Origin of the sequence: Microbacterium paludicola (genome assembly GCF_015235415.1) — a bacterium.
Classification (GTDB): Bacteria; Actinomycetota; Actinomycetes; order Actinomycetales; family Microbacteriaceae; genus Microbacterium; species Microbacterium paludicola.
Genome location: NZ_JADGLL010000002.1, coordinates 36071 through 59522, shown reverse-complemented (window position 1 = coordinate 59522; position 23452 = coordinate 36071). Strand labels below are relative to the sequence as shown.

Genomic DNA, 23452 nt, shown 5'->3' with positions numbered 1-23452 from the left:
GATTGTCAACCCGGATGGCGCACCCAGGCCGGGTCCGTACGGTGGAGGCATGACCGGAAGCGAACCCGAATCGCAGACGGGCGCCATCCTCGACGGCCGTTACCGCCTGATCGAGCGCATCGGCACGGGCGGGATGTCCCGTGTCTACCGCGCCGAGGACGCCGCCCTCGGCCGCACCGTGGCGATCAAGCTCATCGCCGACATGGAGGGCGACGCCGCCGCACGTGCGCACAGCGAGGTCACCCTGCTGGCCTCACTCAGCCACCCGTCGCTCGTGACGCTCTTCGACGCACACATCGGACAGGGCCAGGACTACCTCGTGATGGAGTACGTCGACGGACCACCCCTGTCGCGGCTGCTGCGGGAGGGACCGCTCTCCCCCGCCGAGACCGCCGTCCTCGCCACCGAGCTCGCCGAGGGCCTGCACACGGTACACCGCGCGGGAATCGTGCACCGCGACATCAAGCCATCGAACGTGCTGCTCGCCTCGACCGAGACACCGGGGCGCCGCTTCCACGCGAAGCTCGCCGACTTCGGCATCGCGTACCTCCTCGACGGCGACCGGATGACCTCCCCCGGGCTGGTGATGGGCACGGCGGCGTACCTCGCGCCCGAGCAGGCGCGCGGCGAAGCGCCGACGCCCGCCGCCGACATCTACGCGCTCGGGCTTGTGCTGCTCGAGACGCTGTCCGGCTCGCCGGGCTTCCCGCGGTCGACGCCGATGGAGAGCCTCGTCGCGCGCCAGACGGCGCGCCCCACCATCCCCGCGTCGGTGCCGCCTGAGTGGGCGTCGCTGATCGATCGGATGACCGCGCAGGATCCGGCGCACCGCCCGTCCGCCGCGGCCGTCGCGGGCGAGACCTCGCGTCTCGCGAGCCGCCGGGCGGCGGACCGCGACGGCGCGGCGACCGTGCCTCTCGCCGCGCTCGGCGGCGCGGCGGTGCTCGGTGCGGGCACCGCGGGTGCCGCAGCCGCCGCGGGCGACGCGCCGACGACCGCCTTCCCGGCCACGGACGCCACCACCGCGTTCGCGCAGGCGCCGGGCCCTCCCGTCACGGCGCAGCACACGGCCGCGGCGCATCCCGCGGCACCATCGCGTCGGGGGCGCCGCGCGCTTGCCGTCACGGGGGCCGCCGCGGCACTGGCCGCGGCGGGCATCGGAGTCTGGGCGCTCGGCTCCGGGCTGGCCGGATCGGGCGAGCCGAACCGGTCCGTCGCTCCCGCCGTGGAGCGGACCCCGTCGCCCGAGCCGACCGCTCCGGCCGAGGAGCAGCCCGCCGAGGTGCCGGCCGCCCCGCCCGTCTCGGAGGACGAGCAGAGCAAGGCCGAGGAGGAGCAGCGCAAGGCGGACGAGAAGGCAGCGAAGGAGGCCGAGAAGGCGGCCGAGGAGCAGCGGAAGGCCGAAGAGAAGGCCGCGGAAGAGCAGCGGAAGGCGGAGGAGGAGCAGCAGAAGGCCGCCGAGGAGGATGCCGAGGACGACGGCGACGATTCGGCGCCGGTCGAGATCCCGACACCCCTTCCCACGGAGCAGCCGGTGCAGTAGTCGGCGCCGGCGGGCCGCGCATGTCCGCGGCTGCGCCTACGCTCCTCATCCGTGGCGAGTACGAAGGTCAGTGAGCAGATGCTCGAGATCGTCGTGTCGAACATCGCCCCCTGCACGCTGCCGGCGCTGGCGTACGGGCCGCAGCCGATCGAATGGCACAGCGATGCCATGCCGGTCTGGGCGTGGATCTCGTGGCCGCATCGCCCGACCGAGCGCATCGAGGCCTTCGCTCGCGGCTGGAACGACCGCGTCGTCATCGTCGAGTGGACGGCCGAGCGCGGAACCGTCAGCACGGTCGTCTGGCGCAACGCCGTGACACGACGCGACGCGGCCGCCCGGCGTCTCGCGGACGATCCCGGCCGGCGCGCAACCGCACCGAAACCGCCCCTCCCGGCGTCGCCCCGGCCTACCCTGTGAGTGCCGACGGAGGAGGACGCATGACAAGCGAGTGGACAACAGACGACCTTGACCGGATCGGGCGCGCGGAGGAGCTGCAGATCGCCTCGCACCGGCACGACGGAACACTGCGCCCGTACGTCACCATCTGGGCCGTCCGCGCCGGCGAGGGCCTCTACGTCCGCTCCGCGTACGGGCCGGAGAACGGCTGGTTCCGACGCGCGGTGGCCGCGGGAACCGGGCGCATCCGCGTCGGCGACGCGGAGTTCGACGTGCTCTTCGAGCCGGTGGACGCGGGAGATCCGCGTCAGGACGCGGTCGACGACGTCTATCGCGCGAAGTACGGCCACTTCGGTCCCCGCTACATCGACACCGTGGTCAGCGCGGCGGCGCGGGAGAGCACGCTGCTGATCCTCCGGCGACCCGACGCCGGCTGACGCGCTGCTGCGGCCGGGCGTCAGGCGAGCGGGAACGGACCGGCCGACAGGCGCGGCAGGTCGCCCGCGGGGCTCGGCCGGCCGATCAGGTACCCCTGCACCACGTCGCACCCGAGCTCACTGAGGCGCGTGAACTGGGTATCGCGTTCCACGCCCTCGGCGATCACCGTGAGCCCGAGGAGATGCGCCGCGCCGATCACGCCCGCCAGCAGCATCGCATCGGCCTCATCCGAGTCGATCCGGCCGGTGATGCTCTGATCGATCTTCAGCGCGTCCAGCGGCAGGTGACGCAGGCGCGCGAGCGACGAGTATCCGGTGCCGAAGTCGTCGAGGTGCACCCGCACGCCCGCCGTCCGCAGATCCGCGAGCTGCTCGAGCGCGAACGGGACGTCGCCGATCGCGCTGCTCTCGGTCACCTCGATCTGCAGCAGGCGTGTCGGGATGCCGGCGGTGCGCACCGCCCCGAGCACCTCGGAGACGAATCCCTGGATGCCCAGCTGCACGGGAGACACGTTGATCGCGACGGTCCAGCTGTGCCCCTGGTCCATCCACTCCCTCGCCTGCCGGCACGCCGCGCGCAGCACCCACGATCCGAGCGCCCGGATCTGGCCCGTGTGCTCGGCGACGGGGATGAACTCGGCAGGAGAGACCTGGCCCAGCTCGGAATCGTTCCACCGCAGCAGCGCCTCGACCGACTCGACCTCGCCCGAGTGCAGATCGAGCTTCGGCTGGTAGTGCAGCGAGAGCACGCCGGGCGCGGTCTCGTTCTGCGCCGCCTGCTCCAGCGCGTGACCAAGCCGGCGCCGGATCACCGCGGGCCGGTTGGGTGACGCCATGTCGTCGTGGGCCCCGAGCCGACCGATGCGCGCCTTGCCGGCGCGCTTCGCGTGCAGCATCGCGACGTCGGATCGCTGCAGCAGCGTGTCGAGCACGCTCAGCGACGACTCCTCGTACGCCACCTCCGCGCCGGTGACCACGCCGACGCTGGCCGACAGGTACAGCTGCAGGCCGTCGATCAGGAAGCTCTCCTGCGACGCGGCGATGATGCGGTCGGCGACCGCGATCGTCTCCTCCTCGCCCACGTCGGTGAGCAGCACGGCGAACTCGTCCCCGCCCAGGCGGCCGACGAGGTCCTGGGGGCGCACGGACGCGTTCAGCCGCCGCGCGAACTCCACAAGCAATTCGTCGCCGGTCTTGTGGCCGAGGCTGTCGTTGATCTGCTTGAAGCCGTCGAGATCGACGTACAGCACGGCCATCCGGCTCGGGTCCACCTCGGTGGACAGCAGCTCCCCCCGCTCGTGCAGCAGGCGCCGATTGGGCAGTCCCGTGAGCTGGTCGCGCATCGCGATGTCGCGGAACAGCAGGCCGACCTCGCGGAAGATCACCGATACCGACGCCACGGCGGGCTCGCCGTCCGGGCCCATCACGAGCACCTCGTCGTCGCGCAGCCAGTCGACACGCGTGAGCAGCTGCTCGGCCGCCTCCAGCAGCGGCGCGTCCGACTCGAGCACGAGGCTGTCGGCGTCCACGATCCCGCCCACCACCGCGCGCGACAGCAGTGCGCGTCCGTAGCCGAGGCGGCCGCTGAGCTGCGTCTCGAGCAGCCGCAGCGTCAGCAGCGCGAGCCCGCCCGGCCCCGCCACGGCGACGGCGCGGAGCGTCGGCTCATCGCGGAAGCGCCGCTCGGCGACAAGGATCGGAGTGTCGGCCGCGAGCGTCGGCACCGGGGTGCTCAGATCCCCCACGGTCTGAGCTCCGGTGCCCGCCGCGGCGGTCCCACCGACGCGACGGAATGCGTCGCGGGGCGGGGCAAGAAGATTTTCGGAAGGCACGCGCACACTGTGCGGCATTCCGGGAAACTCCCGGTGAACAGAATGCCTTTATGCCGGTGCCCATTATGCAAATCCAGAGGAACACTTTGGCGCCGAATTCACGCGCCGACTTTCCCCGCATTTTCGGATACCGGTATCGCGAATATCGCACGAAGAGACCCACGAGGCGGCGCCTCCGCGGCGATCGGGGGCGCTTGACCCCTGATCTTGGACACGCTGATTCCAGCACGATGCTGGGGAAGCGAGAATCCAAGGGATGGCTAGGAAGAACTACACGGACGAGTTCCGGCAGCGCGCGGTGGACTTGTATGAGTCCACGCCGGGTTCGACGCTCAAGGGCATCGCCGGGGATCTCGGGATCTCTCGGGGTGCGCTGAAAGAGTGGGTCGACAAGTTCGGCTCCGGGGTCACGGTTGCCGCTGCGTCGCCGCCGGGGGCGACGGGGCGACCGGAGTCGCAGGCGGCGAAGGTCCTCCGGTTGGAGGCCGACCTCGCGGCCTTGCAGGCCGACGCCCGCAAGCTCGAGACGGAGCGGGACATCCTCCGTCAGGCGGCGAAGTATTTCGCCGGGGAGACGAACTGGTGAACCGCTTCCAGTTTGTTGAGGATCACAAGGACGCCTACGGCGTGAAGCGGTTGTGTGAGGTCGTCGAGGTCGCCCGCTCGTCGTTCTACGCCTGGCTGGACTCCGCCGGGCGGCGAGCCGCGAAGGCGACAGACGACGCGGTGTTGGCGGCGCGGATCCGGGTGCTGCAAGACCCCGCTCAGGGTGGCGACCGCGCCTACGGGGCGCCCAGGATCACCGCCGACCTCAACGACGGTGTGCCCGTGGCGGAGCGGGTGAATCACAAGCGCGTCGCGCGGGTAATGCGTGAGCACCGTCTCGCGGGGATCCGGTTGCGACGACGGGTGAAGACCACGATCCCGGACCAGTCCGCCAGGCGCTTCCCCGACCTGATCGGACGGGACTTCTCCGTCGGCGACCCCGGCCGCCGCTACGTGGGCGACATCACCTACCTGCCTATCGCCGACGGCACGAACCTCTACCTCGCGTCCTGCATCGATCTCGGCTCCCGGAAGCTCGCGGGCTGGCAAGTCGCCGACACATGCGCACCGAACTCGTCGAAGACGCCCTCCGCGCCGCGCACCGCGACCGCGGGTCGCTGGTCGGCGCGATCTTCCACTCCGACCACGGCAGCGTCTACACCTCGAAGGCCTACGCCGCGCTCTGCGAGCAGCTGGGCGTGACCCAGTCCACGGGCGCGGTCGGCACGAGTGCCGACAACTCACTCGCGGAAAGCTTCAACGCCACGCTCAAGCGCGAACTCCTCGCCGGCCGGTCAGCGTTCCCGGACCAGGCCACCGCCTACCGGGCCGTGTTCCGGTGGGCGAACCGCTACAACACTCGCCGGCGCCACTCCGCGATCGGCAACATCAGCCCGAACGCCTACGAAGCCGCACGCTCCGCTACGCTCGCGGAAGCGGCATAACCGAACCGACACCGTGTCCACGATCAAGGGCCAAGGCCCGGGGCATGATCGACACGTGAACCGCACGGACCGCCTGTACGCCCTGGTCGAGGAACTGCGGGCGGCATCGCCGCGCCGGCGCAGCGCGCGTTGGCTTGCGGAGCGCTTCGAGGTCTCCGTCCGCACCGTCGAGCGCGACCTGTCCGCGCTGCAGCAGTCCGGCGTCCCGATCTGGGCCGATCCGGGCCGCACCGGCGGCTACGCGATCGACGCGTCGGCGACGCTTGGGCCGATGGGCTTCACGCCCGATGAGGCACTCGCACTGCTGGTCGGCCTCGGCGCTCTCCGCCGGGGTCCCTTCCGCCACTCGGCGGGCACGGCGCTGCGCAAGCTCCTCGCCGTGATGCCCGAGGAGGACGCCCGGCGGGCGACGGCCCTGGCGGCGCGCGTGCATCTGCTCGAGCCCGACGACGAGGATCCCGTGCCGCCGGCCTTCGCCGACGCCCTGCGCGCGGATCGCGTGGTGCGCCTGACCTATCGGGACCGCGACGGGTCGATCACCGAGCGCGAGATCGAGCCGCTCGGCTCCATCGGCCGGGACGGCACCTGGTACCTCATCGCGTGGTGCCGCCTCCGCGACGGCGCCCGGGCGTTCCGCGGCGATCGGATGATCTCGGCCGAGCTCACCGACGAGCGCCCGCCGCCACGCGCGCTGCGCCGGGAGGACCTCGACATCCCGTTCGGCACGCTTCGCCCGGTCATGGACGACATGCCCTGATCGATCCTGCGAAACACCGACAGGACGCTGTCGCGCCACGGCGCGAGGCTGGTGAGGATCGAATTCGCACCACGACCGGAGGCACCCATGCCGTTCGCATCCATCCGCATCATCACCGACGACGTCGACCGTCTCGCCGCGTTCTACGAGCGCGTCACGGGCCAGACCGCGGCGCGCCCCGCACCGGTCTTCGCACAGTTCACCGGCCCGGGGGCCACGCTCGCGATCGCCAGCCCCGCGACGGTGGCGATGCTCGGCGGCGCGGTCGGCCCTTCCGCGAACCGCTCGGTGATCGTGGAGTTCGAGGTGGACGACGTCGACGCCGAGTTCGCCCGGCTCGAGGCCGAGCTGAGCGACGTGGTGCTGCCGCCGTCGACAATGCCGTGGGGCAACCGCTCCGCGCTGTTCCGCGATCCCGACGGCAATGTCGTGAACCTGTTCAGCCGCCCCGCCGGCTGACCAGTCACAGGGTGATGATCACGTTCTGACGGACCCCCGCGGCCGACGCAGGGCATTCATATGGTGCCGGCTGCGGGGTTCGAACCCACGACCCCCTGTTTACAAGACAGGTGCTCTACCAACTGAGCTAAGCCGGCGTGGCGCCGAGAACGGCGACCGAGTCAGCATACCGAGCGGGCGCGAACGCCCGACGCTCACTGCCCCTCGGACTCGTCCTCGGGCTGTGCGGTCTTGAGGTACTCCTCGCTGTCGAGCGCGAGCAGGAAGGCCGCGAACTCCTCGGGCTTGTCGAGCGAGCCGACGTAGGGCTCGCCGTTGACGAGGATCATCGGGGCACCCGTGAGCGAGACGTCGCCGGTTCCCGGCAGCGGCTCGTTCAGCGCGCGCTCGGTGGCCTCGCGGGCCCACCCGAAGAAGTCCTCGTTCTCGATGCAGGCGCGCACGGCCCTGGTGTCGTCGGCTCCCGTCGCGATCGCTCGGTCGGCGAGCTCCGCGTCGGTGTAGCCGTCGCTGTCGACCGGGGGCTGGTTCGTCAGCAGCTCGTTGTTGAACGCGATGAAGGCCTCGGGCGCGTGCTCGTAGACGCACGCGGCGGCGCCCGCGGCGCGCTGCGAGTACTTGGTGCCGTTCGACTTCGAGGTCAGCAGGGCGACCGGGTGGTACACGAGCTCGACCGCACCCTGGTCGACCCACTCGGTCAGCTGGGTCGCGTTCGCGCGCTGGAACTCGCCGGCCGCCTCGGAGAGGTAGTCGACGAAGAGGTGGATCCGGATCGGCTCGGTCGCGGGGGTCTCCTCGGGAGCGGGGGCCTCCTCGCCCTCCGCCGGCTCCTCGGGGACCTCGCCGGCCGTCTCCCGCTGGAGGGCCCGGTCGATGACCACGCCGTCATCCGTCATGGCGGTGGGGTTGAGCGTCGGCTCCGAGAGCGTCGGCAGGACTGCGCTCGTCACCCAGTACGCGGCCCCCGCGACGGCGGCGAAGCCGACGAGCAGGATCGCCGAAAGACGCAGCACCCGATTGCGCGACTGACGCGCCTTGACCTGCTGGGCCTTCTCGCGCACCGCATCACGACGGCCACGCGCATCGGGGGTCTGGCCCGTCTCGTCGCTTGACATGCAACCTCTTGGAACGTGGATCTCGGGGCCGGAGACACCGGCCACAACGTCCTCGATGCTAGCCACGGCTGCTGGGAGAAACCCAGACAGGACGGCGATACGCGGCGCGGCACACCGCGGCGACACGCCCGGATGCCGGGCCGGCCGCCGGTCATGCAATACTGATCGAGACCCAAAGGCGGGTCGGCGGCGGCTCATCCCGTCGCTCCATCACTACGGATCGTCCGGCACGTACCTGCCGGTGAAGGAGAAGAAATGGCCTCGGTCACTTTCGACAGCGCAACTCGTCTGTACCCTGGCGGCACGCGCCCCGCGGTCGACAGCCTCGACCTCGCGGTCGGTGACGGCGAGTTCCTCGTCCTCGTCGGCCCCTCGGGCTGCGGAAAGTCCACCTCGCTGCGCATGCTCGCCGGCCTCGAAGAGGTCAACGAGGGACGCATCCTGATCGGCGACCGCGACGTCACCGACGTGCCGCCCAAGGACCGCGACATCGCGATGGTCTTCCAGAACTACGCGCTGTACCCCCACATGACGGTCGCCGAGAACATGGGCTTCGCGCTCAAGATCGCCGGCGTCAGCAAGGACGAGCGCGCGAAGCGCGTGCAGGAAGCGGCGAAGCTGCTCGACCTGGAGCCCTACCTGAACCGCAAGCCGAAGGCCCTCTCGGGTGGTCAGCGTCAGCGTGTCGCCATGGGTCGCGCCATCGTCCGCGAGCCGCAGGTGTTCCTCATGGACGAGCCGCTGTCGAACCTCGACGCCAAGCTCCGCGTCCAGACGCGCACGCAGATCGCGTCGCTGCAGCGCCGCCTCGGCGTCACCACCGTCTACGTCACGCACGACCAGACCGAGGCCCTCACCATGGGCGACCGGATCGCCGTGCTGAAGGACGGCATCCTGCAGCAGGTCGGCACGCCGCGCGATCTGTACGAGAAGCCGAACAACGTGTTCGTCGCCGGCTTCATCGGCTCGCCCGCCATGAACCTGTTCTCGGCCGACCTCGCCGAGGGCGGCATCCGCTTCGGCACCAAGGTCGTCCCGGTCGAGGCCTCGGCCCTGGCCAAGGTGCACGGCAAGCAGGCCACCATCGGCGTGCGCCCCGAGGACATCGAGGTCGGCCCCGCCGGCGGCGAGGGCCTCAGCGTCGTCGTCGACCTGGTCGAGGAGCTCGGCGCCGACGGCTACCTGTACGGCCACTCGGACATCGAGGGCGTCCGCACCGACATCGTCGCCCGCGTCGACGGCCGCAACCACCCGAACGCCGGCGAGACCGTCACGCTCGCCGCCGTGCCGCACCACGTGCACGTGTTCGACATCGAGTCGGGCCAGCGCGTCACGGCTGCGATCACGCACTCCTGACGCACCACACCTGACGGCGCGGGCGGATCACAGCGATCTGCCCGCGCCGTTCTGTTCTCCCTGCACCCCGATACCCGACCCGGAGGCGATCCGTGCCCGACTCCCTGCGCATCACCGCCGCCGAGACCGACCCCCAGCTGCTCACGCTGCCCTGGTCCACGCGGCTCGAGGACTGGCCCGCGCAGCACATCGTGAAGCTGCCCAAGGGCATCTCCCGGCACATCGTGCGCTTCAGCGAGCTGTCGGGGCAGGTCATCGCCGTCAAGGAGACCACGGCCGAGATGGCGCAGCGCGAGTACGACATGCTGGGCGCGCTCGCCAAGCTGGATGTGCCGTGCGTGCGCCGCGTCGCTGTCATCGCCGGACGTCACACCCCGCAGGGCGCTCCCCTGCCGGCCGCGCTCGTCACCGCGCACCTGAAGTTCTCGATGCCGTACCGCGCGCTGTTCACCCACTCGCTGCGGCCCGACACGGCGACCCGCCTTGTCGACGCGCTCGCGCTGCTGCTCGTGCGGCTGCACAACGTCGGCTTCTACTGGGGCGACGTCTCGCTGTCGAACACGCTGTTCCGCCGCGACGCGGGAGCGTTCGCCGCGTACCTCGTCGACGCCGAGACCGGCGAGCTGCACGAGGACGGCCTGAGCGACGGACAGCGCGACCACGACCTGGATCTCGCGCGCACGAACATCGCCGGCGAGATCCTGGATCTCGCCGCCAGCGGCCGCGTCGAGGGCGTGGATCCGGTCGCCGTCGCCGACGGGATCGTGTCGGCCTATCGCGGCCTGTGGAGCGCCATCCACGACGAGCAGACCTTCTCGGTGAGCGAGGTGTGGCGCATCACCGAGCGCGTCCGCCATCTGAACGAGCTCGGCTTCGACATCGACGAGATGTCGATCGAGACCGAGGCGTCGGGCACCCGCGTGTCCATCCAGCCGAAGGTCGTGGACGCCGGGCACCACACGCGCCGCCTCATCCGCCTGACCGGCCTCGACGTGGAGGAGAACCAGGCGCGGCGCCTGCTGAACGACCTCGACGAGTTCCGCCTGCGCGCGGGGCGCTCCGAGGAGGAAGAGGAGCTCGCCGCGCACGAGTGGCTGACGCAGGTGTTCGAGCCGGTCGTGCGCGCCATCCCGTTCGAGCTGCGCGGCAAGCTCGAGCCCGCCGAGGTCTACCACCAAGTGCTCGAACACCGCTGGTTCCTGCAGGAGCAGCGCGAGGCATCCGTCCCCCTCGCGGAGGTGCTGACGAGCTACATCCGCGACGTCCTCAGCCACCGCCGCGACGAGGCGACCATCATGGGTCCCCTCACCGAGACCCTGACGGCGCCGATCGGCACCCGCTCCCCCGAGGTCGACTGGCGCGACCTCGTCTGAGCCCGCGGCTCAGTAGCCGACGGTGAACCGCGCGCGACGGTGCTTCGGGGTCTCGATCTCGTCGATCATCGCGATCGCGAAGTCCTCGCCGGAGATGTACGACTCACCCTGCTCGTCCGAGACGAGGATGTCGCCGCCCGTGCGGTAGTGGCCGGTGCGCTCGCCCGGGGCGAATCCGCCGAAGCCCGCTGCCGGGTGGACGAAGAACCAGTCGACCGACTCGGGCGCCTCGAGCAGGTCGTCGAGCACGCCGATCGCCTCGAGGGCCTCGGGCTTGAAGTCCTCGGGGAACTGGCCCGCATCGACGAGGCGGGGGCCGCCCTCCGCGACGAGGCTGCCGCCCGCACCGCCGATGACGCCGAGGCGCACGCCCTGCGGCAGCTCTGCCACGAGCTCGGCGACCGCCGGACGGACCTTGCCCGCCATGTCCCCGCGCGGCGCGACGGCGAGGATGATCGCGTCGACACCCTGCAGCTCGGCGAGGAGCCCCGGGATGTCGAGCAGCGATCCCTCGACGTACGTGACGCCCGGGACGCGCTGGGCCGGCACCTTGCGGGCGACCGAGACGACGGTGTGACTGCGGTCCGCGGCCTCCTTCACGATGTGGCCGCCGGCGTAGCCGGTGCCTCCGATGACGGCGATGCGGGCCATGTCACACTCCTGTCGGGTAAGGCTGGTTCGGGAACTGCTCGAGCCGATCCGGGGATCCGGGATCATCCTCGCCAACGCCGGCGGGCGATCCGCATTCCCGGTCAGTCCTGCAACTGGCGCAGGGTGGCGATCTGGTACAGCGCGACGGATGCCGCGATGCCGGCGTTGAGCGACTCGGTCGCCGACGAGATCGGGATCGAGACGACCTGATCGCACGTCTCGGTGACAAGGCGCGACAGGCCCTTGCCCTCGCTGCCGACGACCACCACGACCGGACGGTCGGCGAGGCCGAGCGACGGCAGCGAGACGTCGCCGCCGCCGTCGAGGCCGAGCACGAACACGCCCTGCTTCTTGAAGTCCTTCAGCATGGCGGTGAGGTTCGTCGCCATCGCGACCGGGATGCGCGCGGCGGCGCCGGCGCTGGTCTTCCACGCGCCCGAGTTCATTCCCGCCGAACGACGCTGCGGCACGATGACCGCGTGGCCGCCGAACGCGGCGGTCGAGCGGATGATCGCGCCGAGGTTGCGGGCATCGGTGACGCCGTCGAGCGCGACGAACAGCGGTGTCTCGCCGCGGTCGATGACCTGCTCGAGCAGATCCTGCGGGTGCGCGTACTCGTACGGCGGAACCTTGAGCGCGACACCCTGGTGCACGCCGTCGAAGCCGGCCATCCTGTCGAGCTCGGGGCGCGTGACCTCGAGCATGGGAATGTCGCGGTGCTTCGCGATGGACAGCATCTCCTTGACGCGGTCGTCCATCTCCACGCGCTGGGCGATGTAGAACGCGGTCGCGGGGATCTTCGCGCGCAGCGCCTCGAGCACCGAGTTGCGGCCGGTCACGAACTCGATGTCCGTGTCGCCCTTCGCGCGGGGCGCCCGCGTGGTGGGCTTCGGGCCCGTGCCGCGCTTGGCCGACAGACGCTCGGCGGCCTGCTTGCGCTTGTGGGCGACGTGATAGACGCGGTCCTCCGCCTTGGGCGTCGGTCCCCTTCCCTCGAGCGCCTTGCGGCCGAGCCCGCCCGAGCCCTTCGTGGGGCCCTTCTTCTTGCCGCGGCCTGCGCCGGGGCGACCCGTATTAGCCATTGATACTCCAGACTGTTCCGTCGGTGTTGTCTTCGAGGGCGACCCCCGCGGCCGCGAACAGGTCGCGGATGCGGTCGGCGGTCGCCCAGTCCTTCGATGCGCGCGCCTCGGCGCGCTGCGCGATGAGCTGCTCGACGAGGGTCGAGAGGGCGGCTTGCGCACCGGATGCCGTCGACTCGGGCTCGGCGGCGACGTCGAGCCCGAGCACGCGTACCATCGCCGTCACGCGCTGGTGCGCCGCGCGGAGCGCAGCCTGATCCCCGGCGTCGAGGGCGGTGTTGCCGGCGCGCACGGTCTCGTGCAGCACCGCGAGCGCCTGCGGCACGCCGAGGTCGTCGTCCATCGCCGCGGCGAATGCCTCCGGCACGTCGGAGGTGTCCGCCGTGCCCAGCTGGCGCTCCGCCCTGGCGAGGAACCCCGTGATCCGCCCGAGCGCGGCGGCGGCCTCGTCGAGCGCGCCCTCCGAGACGTCCAGGCTCGAACGGTAGTGCGCCGCGGCGAGCGCGTAGCGCACGACGGGCGCGGGGCGCGCGGCGAGCAGGTCGTGCGCGAGCGTGAAGTTGCCGAGCGACTTCGACATCTTCTGGCCGTCGACCGTCACCAGGCCGTTGTGCACCCAGAAGCGCGCGAACGGATCCCCCGCCGCGGTCGACTGCGCCAGCTCGTTCTCGTGATGCGGGAAGCGCAGATCGAGCCCGCCGCCGTGGATGTCGAACTCGGCGCCGAGGTAGCGGCGCGACATGGCCGAGCACTCGATGTGCCACCCGGGCCGGCCCGCGCCCCACGGCGACTCCCACGTCGCAGAGGACGGCTCGCCCTCCTTGGTGCCCTTCCACAGCGCGAAGTCGCGCGGATCCCGCTTGCCGCGCGGATCCGCATCCGCCGCGGGCTCCATGGCGTCGAGCGACTGGCGCGTGAGCGCGCCGTACTCGGGCCACGAGCGCACGTCGAAGTACACGTCGCCCGCCGCGGCATACGCGTGGCCGCGCTCGATCAGCCGCGCGATGAGCTCCTGCATCTGCGGGACGGATGCGGTCGCGCGCGGCTCGTACGTCGGCGGCAGGATGCCGATCGCGGAATACGCCGCCGTGAACTCCTGCTCGATCCGGTACGCGAGCGCCCACCATGGCTCGTCGGGCGTGGCCTTCTCGAGCACCTTGTCGTCGATGTCGGTGACGTTGCGCACGAGAGTGACCCGCCCGAAGCGGTGCTCGAGCCAGCGGCGCATCAGGTCGAACGCGAGCGCACCGCGCAGGTGCCCGATGTGGGGGCCCGACTGCACCGTGGGACCGCACACGTACATCGACACGTTCCCGGGCACGAGCGGCACGAAGTCGCGCAGGGTCTGCGCGCGGGAGTCGTAGATGCGGACGGTCACCCCTCAAGCCTACGGGGCGAGGGATGCGAAACCCCTGGTGTGACAAGAGAGCGGTGCGGCACCGAGGCGGGCCGGGGATGCGATAGGAATGCCTGGTGGGTTTTGTGATCGCCGTCCTCGCCGCAGCCCTGCTGTTCGGCACGACCGGCACCTCTCAGGCCCTGGGCCCGGAGGGGACGACCCCGTTCGCGGTGGGGGTGATGCGCCTGCTGATCGGCGGCACGGCGCTCGCGCTGCTCACCGCCGGGGCGGCGTGGCTGCGGAGGCGGCGTGGGCCGGCATCGGAGCGGCCTCGCCTGACCGCCGTGCCCCTCGGACTGATGGCGCTCACCGCGGTGTGCCTGTTCGTGTATCAGCCGCTGTTCTTCCTCGGCACCTCGACGAACGGCGTCGCCGTCAGCACGGTGATCGCCCTCGGTTCCGCCCCCGTGCTGGCCGGGCTGCTCGAGTGGGCCCTCACCCGCACCCGTCCGGGGTCGCTGTGGCTCAGCGCCACGGCGCTGTCCACCACGGGCGTCGCCCTGCTCGGCTTCGGCGGCGGCGCGGGCGGATCGGCGGATCCCGCCGGACTCGTCGGGTCCTTCGGCGCGGGGGCCTCCTTCGCGGTGATCGCCGTCGCCCAGCGCCGCCTGCTCGACGCGGGCTGGCATCCGTTCACTGTCGTCGGGGCGATGGGAGGCGGGGCCGCCGCGATCGCGCTCGTCGCCCTGCCGTTCACGGATGTCTCCTGGATGGCGGATCCGCGCGGTCTCGTGATGGGCCTGTGGCTGGGGCTCGCGACCATCACCGTCGCCTACGCGCTGTTCACGTGGGGGCTCGGTGGGCTGAAGGCCGCCACCGCCGCCACGCTCACGCTCGGCGAGCCGCTGACGGCGAGCGTCCTGGGGCTCGCGGTGCTGGGCGAGCACCTCGCCCTGCTGCCGACGATCGGGCTGGTGGTGCTCGGCGCCGGCCTCATCCTGCTCGCCTGGGGCTCGCGCACGCGCCGCGCCCCCGAGCCGTTCGCCGTGGAGGGCTGACATGGACATCCGGATCGACGACCTGTCGGGAGCGGACACCCGCGCGCTGATCGCGCATCACCACGCGCAGATGCATGCGCAGACCCCGGCCGAGAGCGTGCACGCCCTCGACATCGACGCGCTGCGCGACCCCGGCATCACGGTGTGGAGCGCGTGGCTCGACGGCCGCGTGGCGGGCGTCGCCGCGCTCACGCAGCTCGACGCCGAGCGCGGTGAGCTGAAGTCCTTCCGCACCGCCGACGAGTACCTCGGGCGGGGCGTCGCCCGCGCTCTGCTGCGCCGGATCATCGCCGACGCACGGGGCCGCGGGCTGACGTCGCTCTGGCTCGAGACGGGCAGCGACGACGGCTTCGTTCCCGCCAGGGCCCTCTACGCGAGCGAGGGATTCGTCGAGTGCGGGCCGTTCGGGGGATACATCGACGATCCGCTGTCGACCTTCATGACGCGCGCGCTGTAAGGCCGTCGAGCCGCTCCGCGCGCTCCGTTCGCAAGGGTGCGGGCCGTCGCCCCTGAGGTCGACGGCCCGCATCCGTGTGTCAGGCGATCAGCTGCGGATCACGCCCCGGAGCCCGCCGCGCCCGGCTTCTCCGGCTTGCCGGGCTTGCCCGGCTTGTCGGGCTTCCCGGGCTTCCCGGGCTTCTCCGGCTTGCACGGCTTGTCGGGGTTCCCCTTCCCCTTGCCCGGCTTCTCGCAGGGCTCCTCGGACGCCGCGACGAGCTGACCGACGCCCCAATGCGACGTGCTCTGGTAGCCCGCGCCCGTCGGATCCGCCCAGTTCCGGATGCCCGTACGCGCGCCCGCAGCAGCGTCGTTGACCTGGAAGTCAAGGCCGTGGAACGTCCCCTCGCCGCCGTACTCGAGCAGCGAGATGGCCGCCTCGACGACGTAGCCGCCCTCGACGGTGGACGTCGCGGACGTCACCCGGCCCTGCTGGAATGCGACGTCGCCGGTGCCGAACGAGACCACGTTCTGCGCGCTGATCCGCACCTGCATGTCGTCGTAGCGATACGCGCCGTTCTTGGCGTTGCCCGGATCGACGTAGATCTCGACGGAGTCCTGCACCCACGGGTCGCTGCCCGAGACGTCGATCTGCGCGTCGGCGACCTCCGCCAGCACGTAGAGCGTGTTCTCGCGCCACAGGGTGCGCACCGTCGCGGTGGCACCGCCGGAGCCCTCGACCTGGACGTCGGTGGTCACGGCTTTCGCCGCGTCCCACAGCGCCGCGTCCACCGCACCGTCGATGACGGGGGCCGCGGCGGTCTCTGCGACCTCCAGGTACGCGAGCGTCTCGATGAGCGACAGCGTGCCGATGGCGCCGGGCGAGTTCCAGGCGCCCCCGCCCGCCACGCGCACGTCGAAGTCGACGGTGTCGCCCTCGCCGGCGTCCCCCAGTGGCAGCTGCGCCGCGAGGCGCACGCCCTCGGCCGTGACCTGCGCGGTCACCGGGACGTCACCCGTGCCGTCTCCGCGCACGGTGTAGACCGCGTCCTCCAGCTGCAGATCGACCGTTGTGCCCGCGTTGCCGCCCGGCACGTCCACCAGCACCGCGAGGGTGCCGGGGGTCCAGCGGGCCTGGAAGGCCCCGCCGCCGTCGAGCTGCTGCATCGGCAGGCGCCGCCACTCCTCGGATGCGGGATCGGCCGGGGCCGCGCCTCCGAACACGTCGGCCCGGCGCAGGCGGTCGGGCAGCTCGGCTCCGGCCGCACCGTAGTAGGCGGGCTTCGCCTGCAGCGCGTCATCGAAGAGCAGCGGTGCACCGCTCGACGACCGCCAGCTGCGGCCGTCGGTGAGCCCCCACACCGTCACAGAGAACAGATCGTGCGCGCGGAAGACCTCGAACGCGTCCCGGAAGTAGTAGCCCTGCTCGATGAGCAGCGCCTCGGTCACGGGAGTGCCGGTCGTGACGTCGAACTCCGTGACGATCTGCTCGAGCCCGAGTCCCTCGAACCGGTCGAGGGCTGCGGCGAGCGCCGACACCGGCATCGCCAGGCTCACGTGGAACTGGTGGCCGACGCCGTCGATGGGGACGCCCCGGTCGAGCAGTCGCTGCACCAGGGCCGCGTAGCGATCCTGCTTGCCGTCCTGCTCGGTGTTGTAGTCGTTGATGAACAGCGTCACCGGGTGCTCGGCGCCTTCGGCGGCGTGCACCTGGTTGAACGCCTCGTCGGCGTAGCGGAAGGCGAGGTCGATGAACTCCTCGCCCAGGATGCGGTACCACTCGCTGCGGCGCAGGCCGTCGGCGTACTCGCCACTGTCCGAGACCACCTCGTTGACGACGTCGAACGCCGTGAGCGGATTCGTGTCCGATCCGAACGCTCCCCACGTGTCGCTGAGGCTCTCGGCGACGGCGAAGATGTGCGTGCGCAGCCGATCGCGCAGCGCCTGCTTGCCGGCCTCGTCCGCGGCGAGCGGCTGCCCGGCCTCGTCCTGGAAGAACCACGCCGGCGTCTGGCTGTGCCACACGAGCACGTGGCCGTACAGGTCGAGGTCGTTCTGCTGGGCGAAGTCCATCAGCGCGGCGGCCTCGGGATGCACGCGGAAGTTGCGCTCCGCGTCGTACCAGGCCTCGGGCTTCATGTGGTTCTCGCCCGTGATCTGCGTGAAGTGACGAAGCAGCAGCTCGGCCGCGGGCCCCGTCGTCTCGCGCGAGTCGATCGCGACGCCCATGGGGTACTCCAGCGTTCCGGAGAGCGGCGGAAGATCCTCGATCACCGCCGGATCCGGGACCTTCAGCACGATGTCGTCGATGAGGAGGTCGCTGGTGTTGGTGCCGTTGTAGTTCGTCTCGAAGTACAGCAGCGCCGCATCGGCGTCGCCGCCCTGGAACGTCGCCGACACCTGTGTCCAACCGCTGTTCGTGACGCCGTCGAACTGCGCGAGCGTCGAGTAGGACGTGGATCCGTCGACGGTGCGGGCAAGGCTCAGCCACACTTCGTCGACAGGCTGCCCGTCGGCGAAGCGCACCGCCGCGTCCAGCTGATACGTCACGCCGGCCTGCATGTGCTCGGTCACGTCGCGGCCGATGCCCGAACCCTGGCTCGTGCGGTCGGTGACGAGCGCCGCCTGCGCTCCCCCGTGGGCGACGTCGGTCAGCGCGACGGTCGGTGCACCCGAGCCCGAATCGCGCGGCGCCCAGCCGTCGAGGCCGTCCTCGAAGTCGGCCTCGAGCAGCACGGTGCCGGGCTGCGGCCCCTCGGTGGGCGGCTCGTCGCCGAGCGGCTCGGCGGCGATCACGAGGTCGTCGACGAGGTAGTCGTACGCGGCACCCGTGTCCGAGGTGCCGATGTACAGCTGCAGCTGCGAGGTGTCGGTGCCTGCGGGCACGTCGTACGTGCCGGTCACGGTGGTCCACGCGGCGGCGGAGACCGGGGTGTTGCCGATCCAGGTGTAGGCGGGCTTCATGACGAACCGTGCCTGGGCATCAGGGGTGCCGTCCGCGAGGCGCACCGACATCGTGAACGTGTAGCGGTTTCCTGCGTCGAAGGCGCCGGCCGGCGACTGGATGCCGGTGTGGTCGTCGGCACGGCCGGTCACCTGCAGCGCGAGACCGGTGTCGGCCTCGACGAACTGCAGCGTGCCGGCGCCGCCGCCGGATTGACTCCAGCTGCCGGTCGTGCCGTCGTCGAAGTCGATCGTCTCGACGACGGTCGCCGCGGCCGCGGCCGGGACCGCGAGTCCGGTGACGGCGAGGGCGGCGGCGCCGATGACGGCACCGATGGATGAGAGAAAGCGAGACCTGCGCATGGCGCTCCTTTGCGCTGCGGGGAATGTTGCCAACGCCACCATATTCACCCTGGGGCGGGGGTTGCAAGCGGTTTACCCGACCGTTACCAAGTCGGATCCGCGCGAGACCGCGCTCTCCCGCACAGTGAGTCAGGAGCGCTGGATGAGCGCCACTGCGAACGCCTGGACGCCCTCGCCCGCGCCGGTGAACCCGAGGCCGTCGGTGGTGGTCGCCGCCACCGACACGGGGGCGCCGCCCAGGGCCGCGGACAGCACGGCCTCGGCCTCCGCGCGACGGGGCGCGAACTTCGGGCGATTCGACTGCAGCTGGACCGCGACGTTGACGATCGTCCAGCCCGCCTCCCCGAGCAGCGCCCTGGTGCGCGCGAGGAAGGCGTCGGCGTGGGCATCGGCGAACTCGGGCCGCGACGTGCCGAAGTGCGTGCCGATGTCGCCGAGCCCGGCGGCCGAGAGCAGCGCGTCCACGATCGCGTGTGCGACCGCATCGCCGTCCGAGTGTCCCGACAGTGCCGGCTCCCCCGCCCACTCGATGCCCGCGAGCCACAGGGCGCCGTCCCCGCCGAAGGCGTGAACGTCCGTGCCGACGCCCACCCGGGGAAGAGCGGAGCCGGATGCCGCGGCCGGCACCGCGGGAATGGGCGCGGCGAGCGAGCGCGCGCGCTCGAGGTCGGCGGGAGTGGTGATCTTGAACGCGTGCACGTCGCCCTCCACGATCGCGACCCGATGACCGGCGGCCGCGACGAGGGCGGCGTCATCCGTGAACTCCTCCGCGGCGATCGCGTACGACGTCTCGAGCACGTCGCGGCGGAATCCCTGCGGCGTCTGGGCTGCTGCGAGCTGCGAGCGGTCGACGGCCTCGACGATGCGGTCGCCGTCCACCCGCTTGATCGTGTCGATGACCGGCAGGGCGGGGACGACGCCCCATCCCGTGCGGTCGACGGCATCGACGACGCGCTCGAAGACCGCCGGCGGGGTCAGCGCGCGAGCGGCATCGTGCACGAGCACCACCTGCACGGCGGGCCACAGCGCGGCGAGGCCCGCGGCGACCGACGCCTGACGCGTCGCTCCCCCGGTGACGACCGACACGAGCTCCGCGCGCGCTCCGGCGGCCTCGCGCGCGTCGGTCAGCGCCTCACCCTCGCGCCCGGCGGGGGCGACGACGACGACCTGGGCCTCGGGCGCCGCGAAGACGCCCCGCAGCGCGTGACGCAGGATGGTGTGCCCGCCGATGCCGACGAAGGCCTTCGGCGCATCCTGTCCGAGGCGGGTTCCGGATCCGGCGGCGACGACGATGACGCCGACGCGCGGCGAGGCGGTGAGAGTCACCTCACAAACGTACCCACGCGGCGGCATGGCCGTGCACGCGAAAGCGCCCCGCCGGATGGGCGGGGCGCTGTGCAGAGGATTACGAGGCCAGGACCTCGTCGAGGACCGTGGCGGCCTTCTCCTCGTCGGTCTTCTCCGCGAGCGCGAGCTCGGAGATCAGGATCTGGCGGGCCTTCGCGAGCATGCGCTTCTCACCCGCGGACAGTCCGCGATCCTGATCGCGGCGCCACAGGTCGCGCACGACCTCGCTGACCTTGATCACGTCACCCGAGGCGAGCTTCTCCAGGTTCGCCTTGTAGCGACGAGACCAGTTCGTGGGCTCTTCCGTGAAGGGGGCGCGCAGCACCTCGAAGACCTTGTCCAGTCCCTCCTGGCCGATGACGTCGCGCACGCCGACCAGGTCGACGTTCTCTGCAGGAACCTCGATGACGAGGTCACCCTGAGTGACGTTCAGCTTGAGGTAGACCTTCTCTTCACCCTTGATTACCCGGGTCTTGACTTCGGTGATCGTTGCCGCACCGTGGTGGGGATAGACGACCGTCTCGCCAACCTCGAAAAGCATAGAATTGTGTCCTTTCGGCGACTATCAGGATACCACAGCGAGCAATGCACTAAGGTTCGCGGCCACCGATGGGCGGCAGCGACACACGGCTCCGGGCGACTTCGCGGCGAGCATCCCAGACCCCGTCGGAGGCATCGGGAGAGGGGGTCGCGACCCCCTAGAATGGCAGACAGGGCCCGCAGCTCGGCGGGACCGCACCACCTGGAGGTTCCGTGAACTCCCGCATTCTCGCGTCGCTCGCCCTCGGCGCCGTCGTCCTGCTCGGCACCACCGGGTGCGCCGGACTGACGGAGCAGGCGACGACGATCCCGTACTCGCCTTCCGACGGCGTGAACGTCCCGGCCCCCGAGGGCTCCCCGGCCCCGGTCCTGATCCGCAACGCGGTGGTCGTGGCCGACGACGACGGCACCGAGGGCAACCTCGTGGCCGCGCTCGTCAACACGACGGACGAGGCGGCGACGCTGAACCTCGAGTGGGACGGCCAGACCGCCACCGTGCAGGTCCCCGCCGGCGAGGTCGTCAGCCTCGGCGCCGACGGCGAGTCCCCCGTGCTGCTGTCGGCCATCGACGCGAAGCCCGGCGCGACGCTTCCGCTCTACTTCCAGTCGGGCGACGCCGAGGGCGTCCTCGCCGAGGTGCCCGTGTTCGACGGCTGCCTCGAGCACTTCGCCGACCTGGTGCCCGGCGGCGCCGAGAGCGACTGCTCGCACCTCGAGCACACCGAGAGCGAAGGCGAAGAGGGCGGCCACTGAGCCACCCCACATACGCGGAAGGGCCGCAGGATCTCCGGATCCTGCGGCCCTGCTTTTTCACACGGTCCCCGTCTCACCGCGTGCGAGCGAAGCGAGCGTGCCGCGGATGCGGCCCGCAGCGCGAAGCGCTGCCCTCACGCCCCGATGGAGCGAAGCGACAGCGTCCGCACATGCGAGCGGCATCCGCGAAGCGGGTGCCCGAGCGGATGCGGCAGGCGTGAGAAAGAGAGAAGCGCTAACCTTCGAAGCGGTAGCCGAGGCCTCGCACCGTGACGAGCATGACCGGCTCGCTCGGCACCTGCTCGATGCGCGAGCGGATGCGCTTGATGTGCACGTCGAGCGTCTTCGTGTCGCCGAAGTAGTCGCTGCCCCACACTCGGTCGATCAGCTGCCCGCGCGTAAGGACGCGCCCGGCGTTGCGCATCAGCACCTCGAGGAGCTCGAACTCCTTCAGCGGCATGTTGATCTGCTGCCCGTCGACCGCGACGGTGTGGCGGTCGACGTCGAGCGTCACGCGCCCGCCCTCGAGCACGCGCTCGTCGAGCTCGGCCTCCGCGTCGGCGGTGCGGCGAAGCACCGCGCGCATCCGCGCCAGCAGCTCGCGCGCCGAGTAGGGCTTCGTGACGTAGTCGTCGGCCCCCAGCTCGAGACCCACGACGATGTCGACCTCGGAGTCCTTCGCGGTCAACATGATGATCGGCACGTTCGAGGTCGCGCGCACCTGGCGGCACACCTCTGTTCCCGGCATGCCGGGAAGCATCAGGTCGAGCAGCAGCAGATCCGCCCCCTGCTCGCGGTATGCGGCGAGCGCGGCGGGACCGTCCTCGGCGATCTCCACCTCGTAGCCTTCGCGACGGAGCAGATAGGCGAGGGGTTCGGCGAGGTCGGGCTCGTCCTCGACCAGGAGCACACGCGTCATTCGCGGCCTTTCTTGACTGCTTGAGCGCCCGCGACCGCGGGCTTGCGCTTCTTCTTCTTCTTGACGGGGGAATCGATCACGGGCGCCTCCGCGAGCGGCAGGCGCACCGTGAACGTGGATCCGCGGTCGGGCTGCGACCACAGCCGGATCTCGCCCCCGTGCCGCGAGACCGCATGCTTGACGATAGACAGTCCGAGGCCCGATCCGCCGGTGCGCCGCGAGCGCGCCTGGTCGGCCCGGTAGAAGCGCTCGAACACGCGCTGCTGGTCTGCCTCGGCGATGCCGATGCCCTGGTCGGTGACGGCGATCTCGACGACGCCTCCGTTGGTGCGCACGCCGACACCCACACGGGATCCCCGGGGCGAGTACGCGATGGCGTTGGCGACGAGGTTGCCGATCGCCTCTTTGAGGATCTGGGCGTCGCCGCGGACGTACAGTCCCCGGTCTCCGCCGCGGGCGAGCTCGACGCCCGCCGAGTCCGCCTGCACAAGGTGCGCCTCGACAGCGGATGCGACGACCTCGTCGATCGCGACGTCGCCGACCGAGGTGAGCTCCTCGGCCGCCTGCAGGCGGGAGAGGTTCATGATGCGGCCCGTGAGCCGGCCCAGCCGATCCGCCTCAGCGGACAGCCGCGCGGTGAACGCGCGCACCTGGGCGGGGTCGTCGGCCGCCAGCTCGATCGCCTCCGCCAGGAGGGTGACCGCGCCGACCGGGGTCTTCAGCTCGTGACTCGTGTTCGCGATGAAGTCGTGGCGCATCTGCTCGAGGCGCTCCTGCTCCGACAGATCGCGGACGAGAAGCAGGATGTAGCGCTCGCTGACGCGGGTCGCGCGCGCGGCGACGAGGCGCGATTCGGACGACATCCCCCCACGCAGCAGGCGCAGGTTGGCCGTCTCCGTGGTCCCGCCCCGCGCCGCGCGCACAAGATCGCGCAGGCCCGTGTGCTCGAGAGGGGCGTCCTTCTCGATCCCGAGCCAGGGAGCCGTCGGCGAGATCGCGATCACCTGACCGGAGGTGTCGACGACCGCGGCGGGGTCGTCCATGGCGTCGAGCACAGCGGTGATCCCGGCCGGCACCGCCTCTGACGCCTCACGGGCTGCCCGCTCGCGGGCCCGCAGCGCGATGAGCGTGAGAAGCGACGCGCCGACCCCGATGATCGCTCCCAGAAGCAGAGCGAGCAGCGCAAGCTGCGTGGAGTCCATGTCACCAGAGTAAAGTCATGGCGAACACCGAGTCGTCCGGCTCCGCGCCACGACGAGGG

At 71.2% G+C, this 23452-nt stretch carries 20 protein-coding genes, 1 tRNA gene and 1 pseudogene; 11 read left to right on the top strand and 11 right to left on the bottom strand.

Features of this window, described 5'->3' with window-relative positions:
* The first annotated feature begins 49 nt into the window (after positions 1–49).
* The 3 genes from IR155_RS01415 (at position 50) to IR155_RS01405 (ending at position 2376) form a co-directional block, all read left to right on the top strand.
* A complete protein-coding gene (locus IR155_RS01415) occupies positions 50–1543 on the top strand; it encodes a serine/threonine-protein kinase (RefSeq protein ID WP_135112432.1) in 1494 nt (497 codons plus the stop codon).
* 78 nt (positions 1544–1621) lie between these two features.
* The gene (locus IR155_RS01410) at positions 1622–1960 is read left to right on the top strand and encodes a hypothetical protein (protein ID WP_135112430.1); all 339 of its coding nucleotides are present in this window, start codon (positions 1622–1624) and stop codon (positions 1958–1960) included.
* Between the two features lie 20 nt (positions 1961–1980).
* Positions 1981–2376: a DUF2255 family protein gene (locus tag IR155_RS01405; RefSeq protein WP_135112428.1), complete on the top strand. Its 396-nt coding sequence runs from the start codon at positions 1981–1983 to the stop codon at positions 2374–2376.
* 20 nt (positions 2377–2396) lie between these two features.
* Here the strand turns inward: IR155_RS01405 and IR155_RS01400 are convergent, their stop codons facing one another.
* Positions 2397–4208 (bottom strand): putative bifunctional diguanylate cyclase/phosphodiesterase, encoded by a 1812-nt coding sequence (locus IR155_RS01400; RefSeq protein ID WP_167760681.1) that lies wholly within the window; start codon positions 4206–4208, stop codon positions 2397–2399.
* 256 nt (positions 4209–4464) lie between these two features.
* Here IR155_RS01400 and IR155_RS01395 point away from each other — a divergent pair.
* The 3 genes and pseudogenes from IR155_RS01395 to IR155_RS01385 all read left to right on the top strand — a co-directional run bounded on the left by IR155_RS01395 (position 4465) and on the right by IR155_RS01385 (position 6914).
* A pseudogene (locus IR155_RS01395) lies at positions 4465–5698 on the top strand (IS3 family transposase).
* Positions 5699–5753: 55 nt separating this feature from the next.
* On the top strand, positions 5754–6455 hold the full coding sequence (locus IR155_RS01390) for a helix-turn-helix transcriptional regulator (protein WP_135112424.1): 702 nt from the start codon (positions 5754–5756) through the stop codon (positions 6453–6455).
* A gap of 87 nt (positions 6456–6542) precedes the next feature.
* Positions 6543–6914 (top strand): VOC family protein, encoded by a 372-nt coding sequence (locus IR155_RS01385; protein ID WP_135112422.1) that lies wholly within the window; start codon positions 6543–6545, stop codon positions 6912–6914.
* 61 nt (positions 6915–6975) lie between these two features.
* Here the strand turns inward: IR155_RS01385 and IR155_RS01380 are convergent.
* Positions 6976–7051: transfer RNA gene (locus tag IR155_RS01380), tRNA-Thr, on the bottom strand.
* Positions 7052–7108: 57 nt separating this feature from the next.
* On the bottom strand, positions 7109–8029 hold the full coding sequence (locus tag IR155_RS01375) for a DsbA family protein (RefSeq protein WP_135112420.1): 921 nt from the start codon (positions 8027–8029) through the stop codon (positions 7109–7111).
* Between the two features lie 255 nt (positions 8030–8284).
* Here IR155_RS01375 and IR155_RS01370 point away from each other — a divergent pair, with 255 nt between their 5' ends.
* Positions 8285–9385, top strand: coding sequence for an ABC transporter ATP-binding protein (locus IR155_RS01370; RefSeq protein ID WP_135112418.1), 1101 nt, complete (start codon positions 8285–8287; stop codon positions 9383–9385).
* A gap of 92 nt (positions 9386–9477) precedes the next feature.
* Positions 9478–10758, top strand: coding sequence for a DUF4032 domain-containing protein (locus IR155_RS01365; protein ID WP_135112416.1), 1281 nt, complete (start codon positions 9478–9480; stop codon positions 10756–10758).
* A 9-nt stretch (positions 10759–10767) separates the two neighbouring features.
* Here IR155_RS01365 and IR155_RS01360 read toward each other — a convergent pair whose 3' ends face one another.
* The 3 genes from IR155_RS01360 to cysS all read right to left on the bottom strand — a co-directional run bounded on the left by IR155_RS01360 (position 10768) and on the right by cysS (position 13869).
* Positions 10768–11409: an NAD(P)-dependent oxidoreductase gene (locus tag IR155_RS01360; RefSeq protein WP_135112414.1), complete on the bottom strand. Its 642-nt coding sequence runs from the start codon at positions 11407–11409 to the stop codon at positions 10768–10770.
* 101 nt (positions 11410–11510) lie between these two features.
* Complete coding sequence (rlmB, locus tag IR155_RS01355; RefSeq protein WP_135112412.1) at positions 11511–12491, bottom strand: 23S rRNA (guanosine(2251)-2'-O)-methyltransferase RlmB; 981 nt, start codon at positions 12489–12491, stop codon at positions 11511–11513.
* Complete coding sequence (cysS, locus tag IR155_RS01350; RefSeq protein ID WP_135112410.1) at positions 12484–13869, bottom strand: cysteine--tRNA ligase; 1386 nt, start codon at positions 13867–13869, stop codon at positions 12484–12486. The genes rlmB and cysS overlap by 8 nt, the downstream gene beginning before the upstream one ends.
* 95 nt (positions 13870–13964) lie before the next feature.
* Between cysS and IR155_RS01345 the strand changes: the two genes are divergently transcribed.
* Together IR155_RS01345 and IR155_RS01340 are read left to right on the top strand one after the other, a co-directional pair.
* The gene (locus tag IR155_RS01345; RefSeq protein WP_135112408.1) at positions 13965–14888 is read left to right on the top strand and encodes a DMT family transporter; all 924 of its coding nucleotides are present in this window, start codon (positions 13965–13967) and stop codon (positions 14886–14888) included.
* Between the two features lies 1 nt (position 14889).
* Entirely contained in the window at positions 14890–15345 is a 456-nt protein-coding gene (locus tag IR155_RS01340) for a GNAT family N-acetyltransferase (RefSeq protein ID WP_135112407.1), read from the top strand.
* A 98-nt stretch (positions 15346–15443) separates the two neighbouring features.
* On the opposite strand, the gene IR155_RS01335 is transcribed toward IR155_RS01340, so the two are convergent.
* From IR155_RS01335 to IR155_RS01325, 3 genes are all read right to left on the bottom strand, one after another.
* Positions 15444–18632, bottom strand: a complete 3189-nt coding sequence (locus IR155_RS01335) for an endo-1,4-beta-xylanase (RefSeq protein WP_167760680.1) — start codon at positions 18630–18632, stop codon at positions 15444–15446.
* A 129-nt stretch (positions 18633–18761) separates the two neighbouring features.
* Positions 18762–19958, bottom strand: coding sequence for a 2-C-methyl-D-erythritol 4-phosphate cytidylyltransferase (gene ispD / locus IR155_RS01330; protein WP_409366528.1), 1197 nt, complete (start codon positions 19956–19958; stop codon positions 18762–18764).
* A gap of 79 nt (positions 19959–20037) precedes the next feature.
* Entirely contained in the window at positions 20038–20520 is a 483-nt protein-coding gene (locus IR155_RS01325; protein WP_135112401.1) for a CarD family transcriptional regulator, read from the bottom strand.
* A gap of 212 nt (positions 20521–20732) precedes the next feature.
* Between IR155_RS01325 and IR155_RS01320 the strand changes: the two genes are divergently transcribed.
* On the top strand, positions 20733–21272 hold the full coding sequence (locus IR155_RS01320) for a DNA modification methylase (RefSeq protein WP_194210270.1): 540 nt from the start codon (positions 20733–20735) through the stop codon (positions 21270–21272).
* Positions 21273–21507: 235 nt separating this feature from the next.
* Here the strand turns inward: IR155_RS01320 and IR155_RS01315 are convergent, their stop codons facing one another.
* Positions 21508–22191, bottom strand: a complete 684-nt coding sequence (locus IR155_RS01315; protein WP_135112399.1) for a response regulator transcription factor — start codon at positions 22189–22191, stop codon at positions 21508–21510.
* The gene (locus IR155_RS01310) at positions 22188–23393 is read right to left on the bottom strand and encodes a sensor histidine kinase (protein ID WP_135112397.1); all 1206 of its coding nucleotides are present in this window, start codon (positions 23391–23393) and stop codon (positions 22188–22190) included. Before IR155_RS01310 ends, IR155_RS01315 begins: the two co-directional genes overlap by 4 nt.
* Between the last annotated feature and the right edge of the window lie 59 nt (positions 23394–23452).

What these genes read in the sequence shown, in the direction of transcription:
- IR155_RS01415 (WP_135112432.1), top strand. Translation starts at nt 50, where the DNA reads ATGACCGGAAGCGAACCCGAATCGCAGACGGGCGCCATCCTCGACGGC.
- IR155_RS01410 (WP_135112430.1), top strand. Translation starts at nt 1,622, where the DNA reads ATGCTCGAGATCGTCGTGTCGAACATCGCCCCCTGCACGCTGCCGGCG.
- IR155_RS01405 (WP_135112428.1), top strand. Translation starts at nt 1,981, where the DNA reads ATGACAAGCGAGTGGACAACAGACGACCTTGACCGGATCGGGCGCGCG.
- IR155_RS01385 (WP_135112422.1), top strand. Translation starts at nt 6,543, where the DNA reads ATGCCGTTCGCATCCATCCGCATCATCACCGACGACGTCGACCGTCTC.
- IR155_RS01375 (WP_135112420.1), bottom strand. Translation starts at nt 8,029, where the DNA reads ATGTCAAGCGACGAGACGGGCCAGACCCCCGATGCGCGTGGCCGTCGT.
- IR155_RS01370 (WP_135112418.1), top strand. Translation starts at nt 8,285, where the DNA reads ATGGCCTCGGTCACTTTCGACAGCGCAACTCGTCTGTACCCTGGCGGC.
- IR155_RS01360 (WP_135112414.1), bottom strand. Translation starts at nt 11,409, where the DNA reads ATGGCCCGCATCGCCGTCATCGGAGGCACCGGCTACGCCGGCGGCCAC.
- rlmB (WP_135112412.1), bottom strand. Translation starts at nt 12,491, where the DNA reads ATGGCTAATACGGGTCGCCCCGGCGCAGGCCGCGGCAAGAAGAAGGGC.
- IR155_RS01340 (WP_135112407.1), top strand. Translation starts at nt 14,890, where the DNA reads ATGGACATCCGGATCGACGACCTGTCGGGAGCGGACACCCGCGCGCTG.
- IR155_RS01335 (WP_167760680.1), bottom strand. Translation starts at nt 18,632, where the DNA reads ATGCGCAGGTCTCGCTTTCTCTCATCCATCGGTGCCGTCATCGGCGCC.
- IR155_RS01325 (WP_135112401.1), bottom strand. Translation starts at nt 20,520, where the DNA reads ATGCTTTTCGAGGTTGGCGAGACGGTCGTCTATCCCCACCACGGTGCG.
- IR155_RS01315 (WP_135112399.1), bottom strand. Translation starts at nt 22,191, where the DNA reads ATGACGCGTGTGCTCCTGGTCGAGGACGAGCCCGACCTCGCCGAACCC.
- IR155_RS01310 (WP_135112397.1), bottom strand. Translation starts at nt 23,393, where the DNA reads ATGGACTCCACGCAGCTTGCGCTGCTCGCTCTGCTTCTGGGAGCGATC.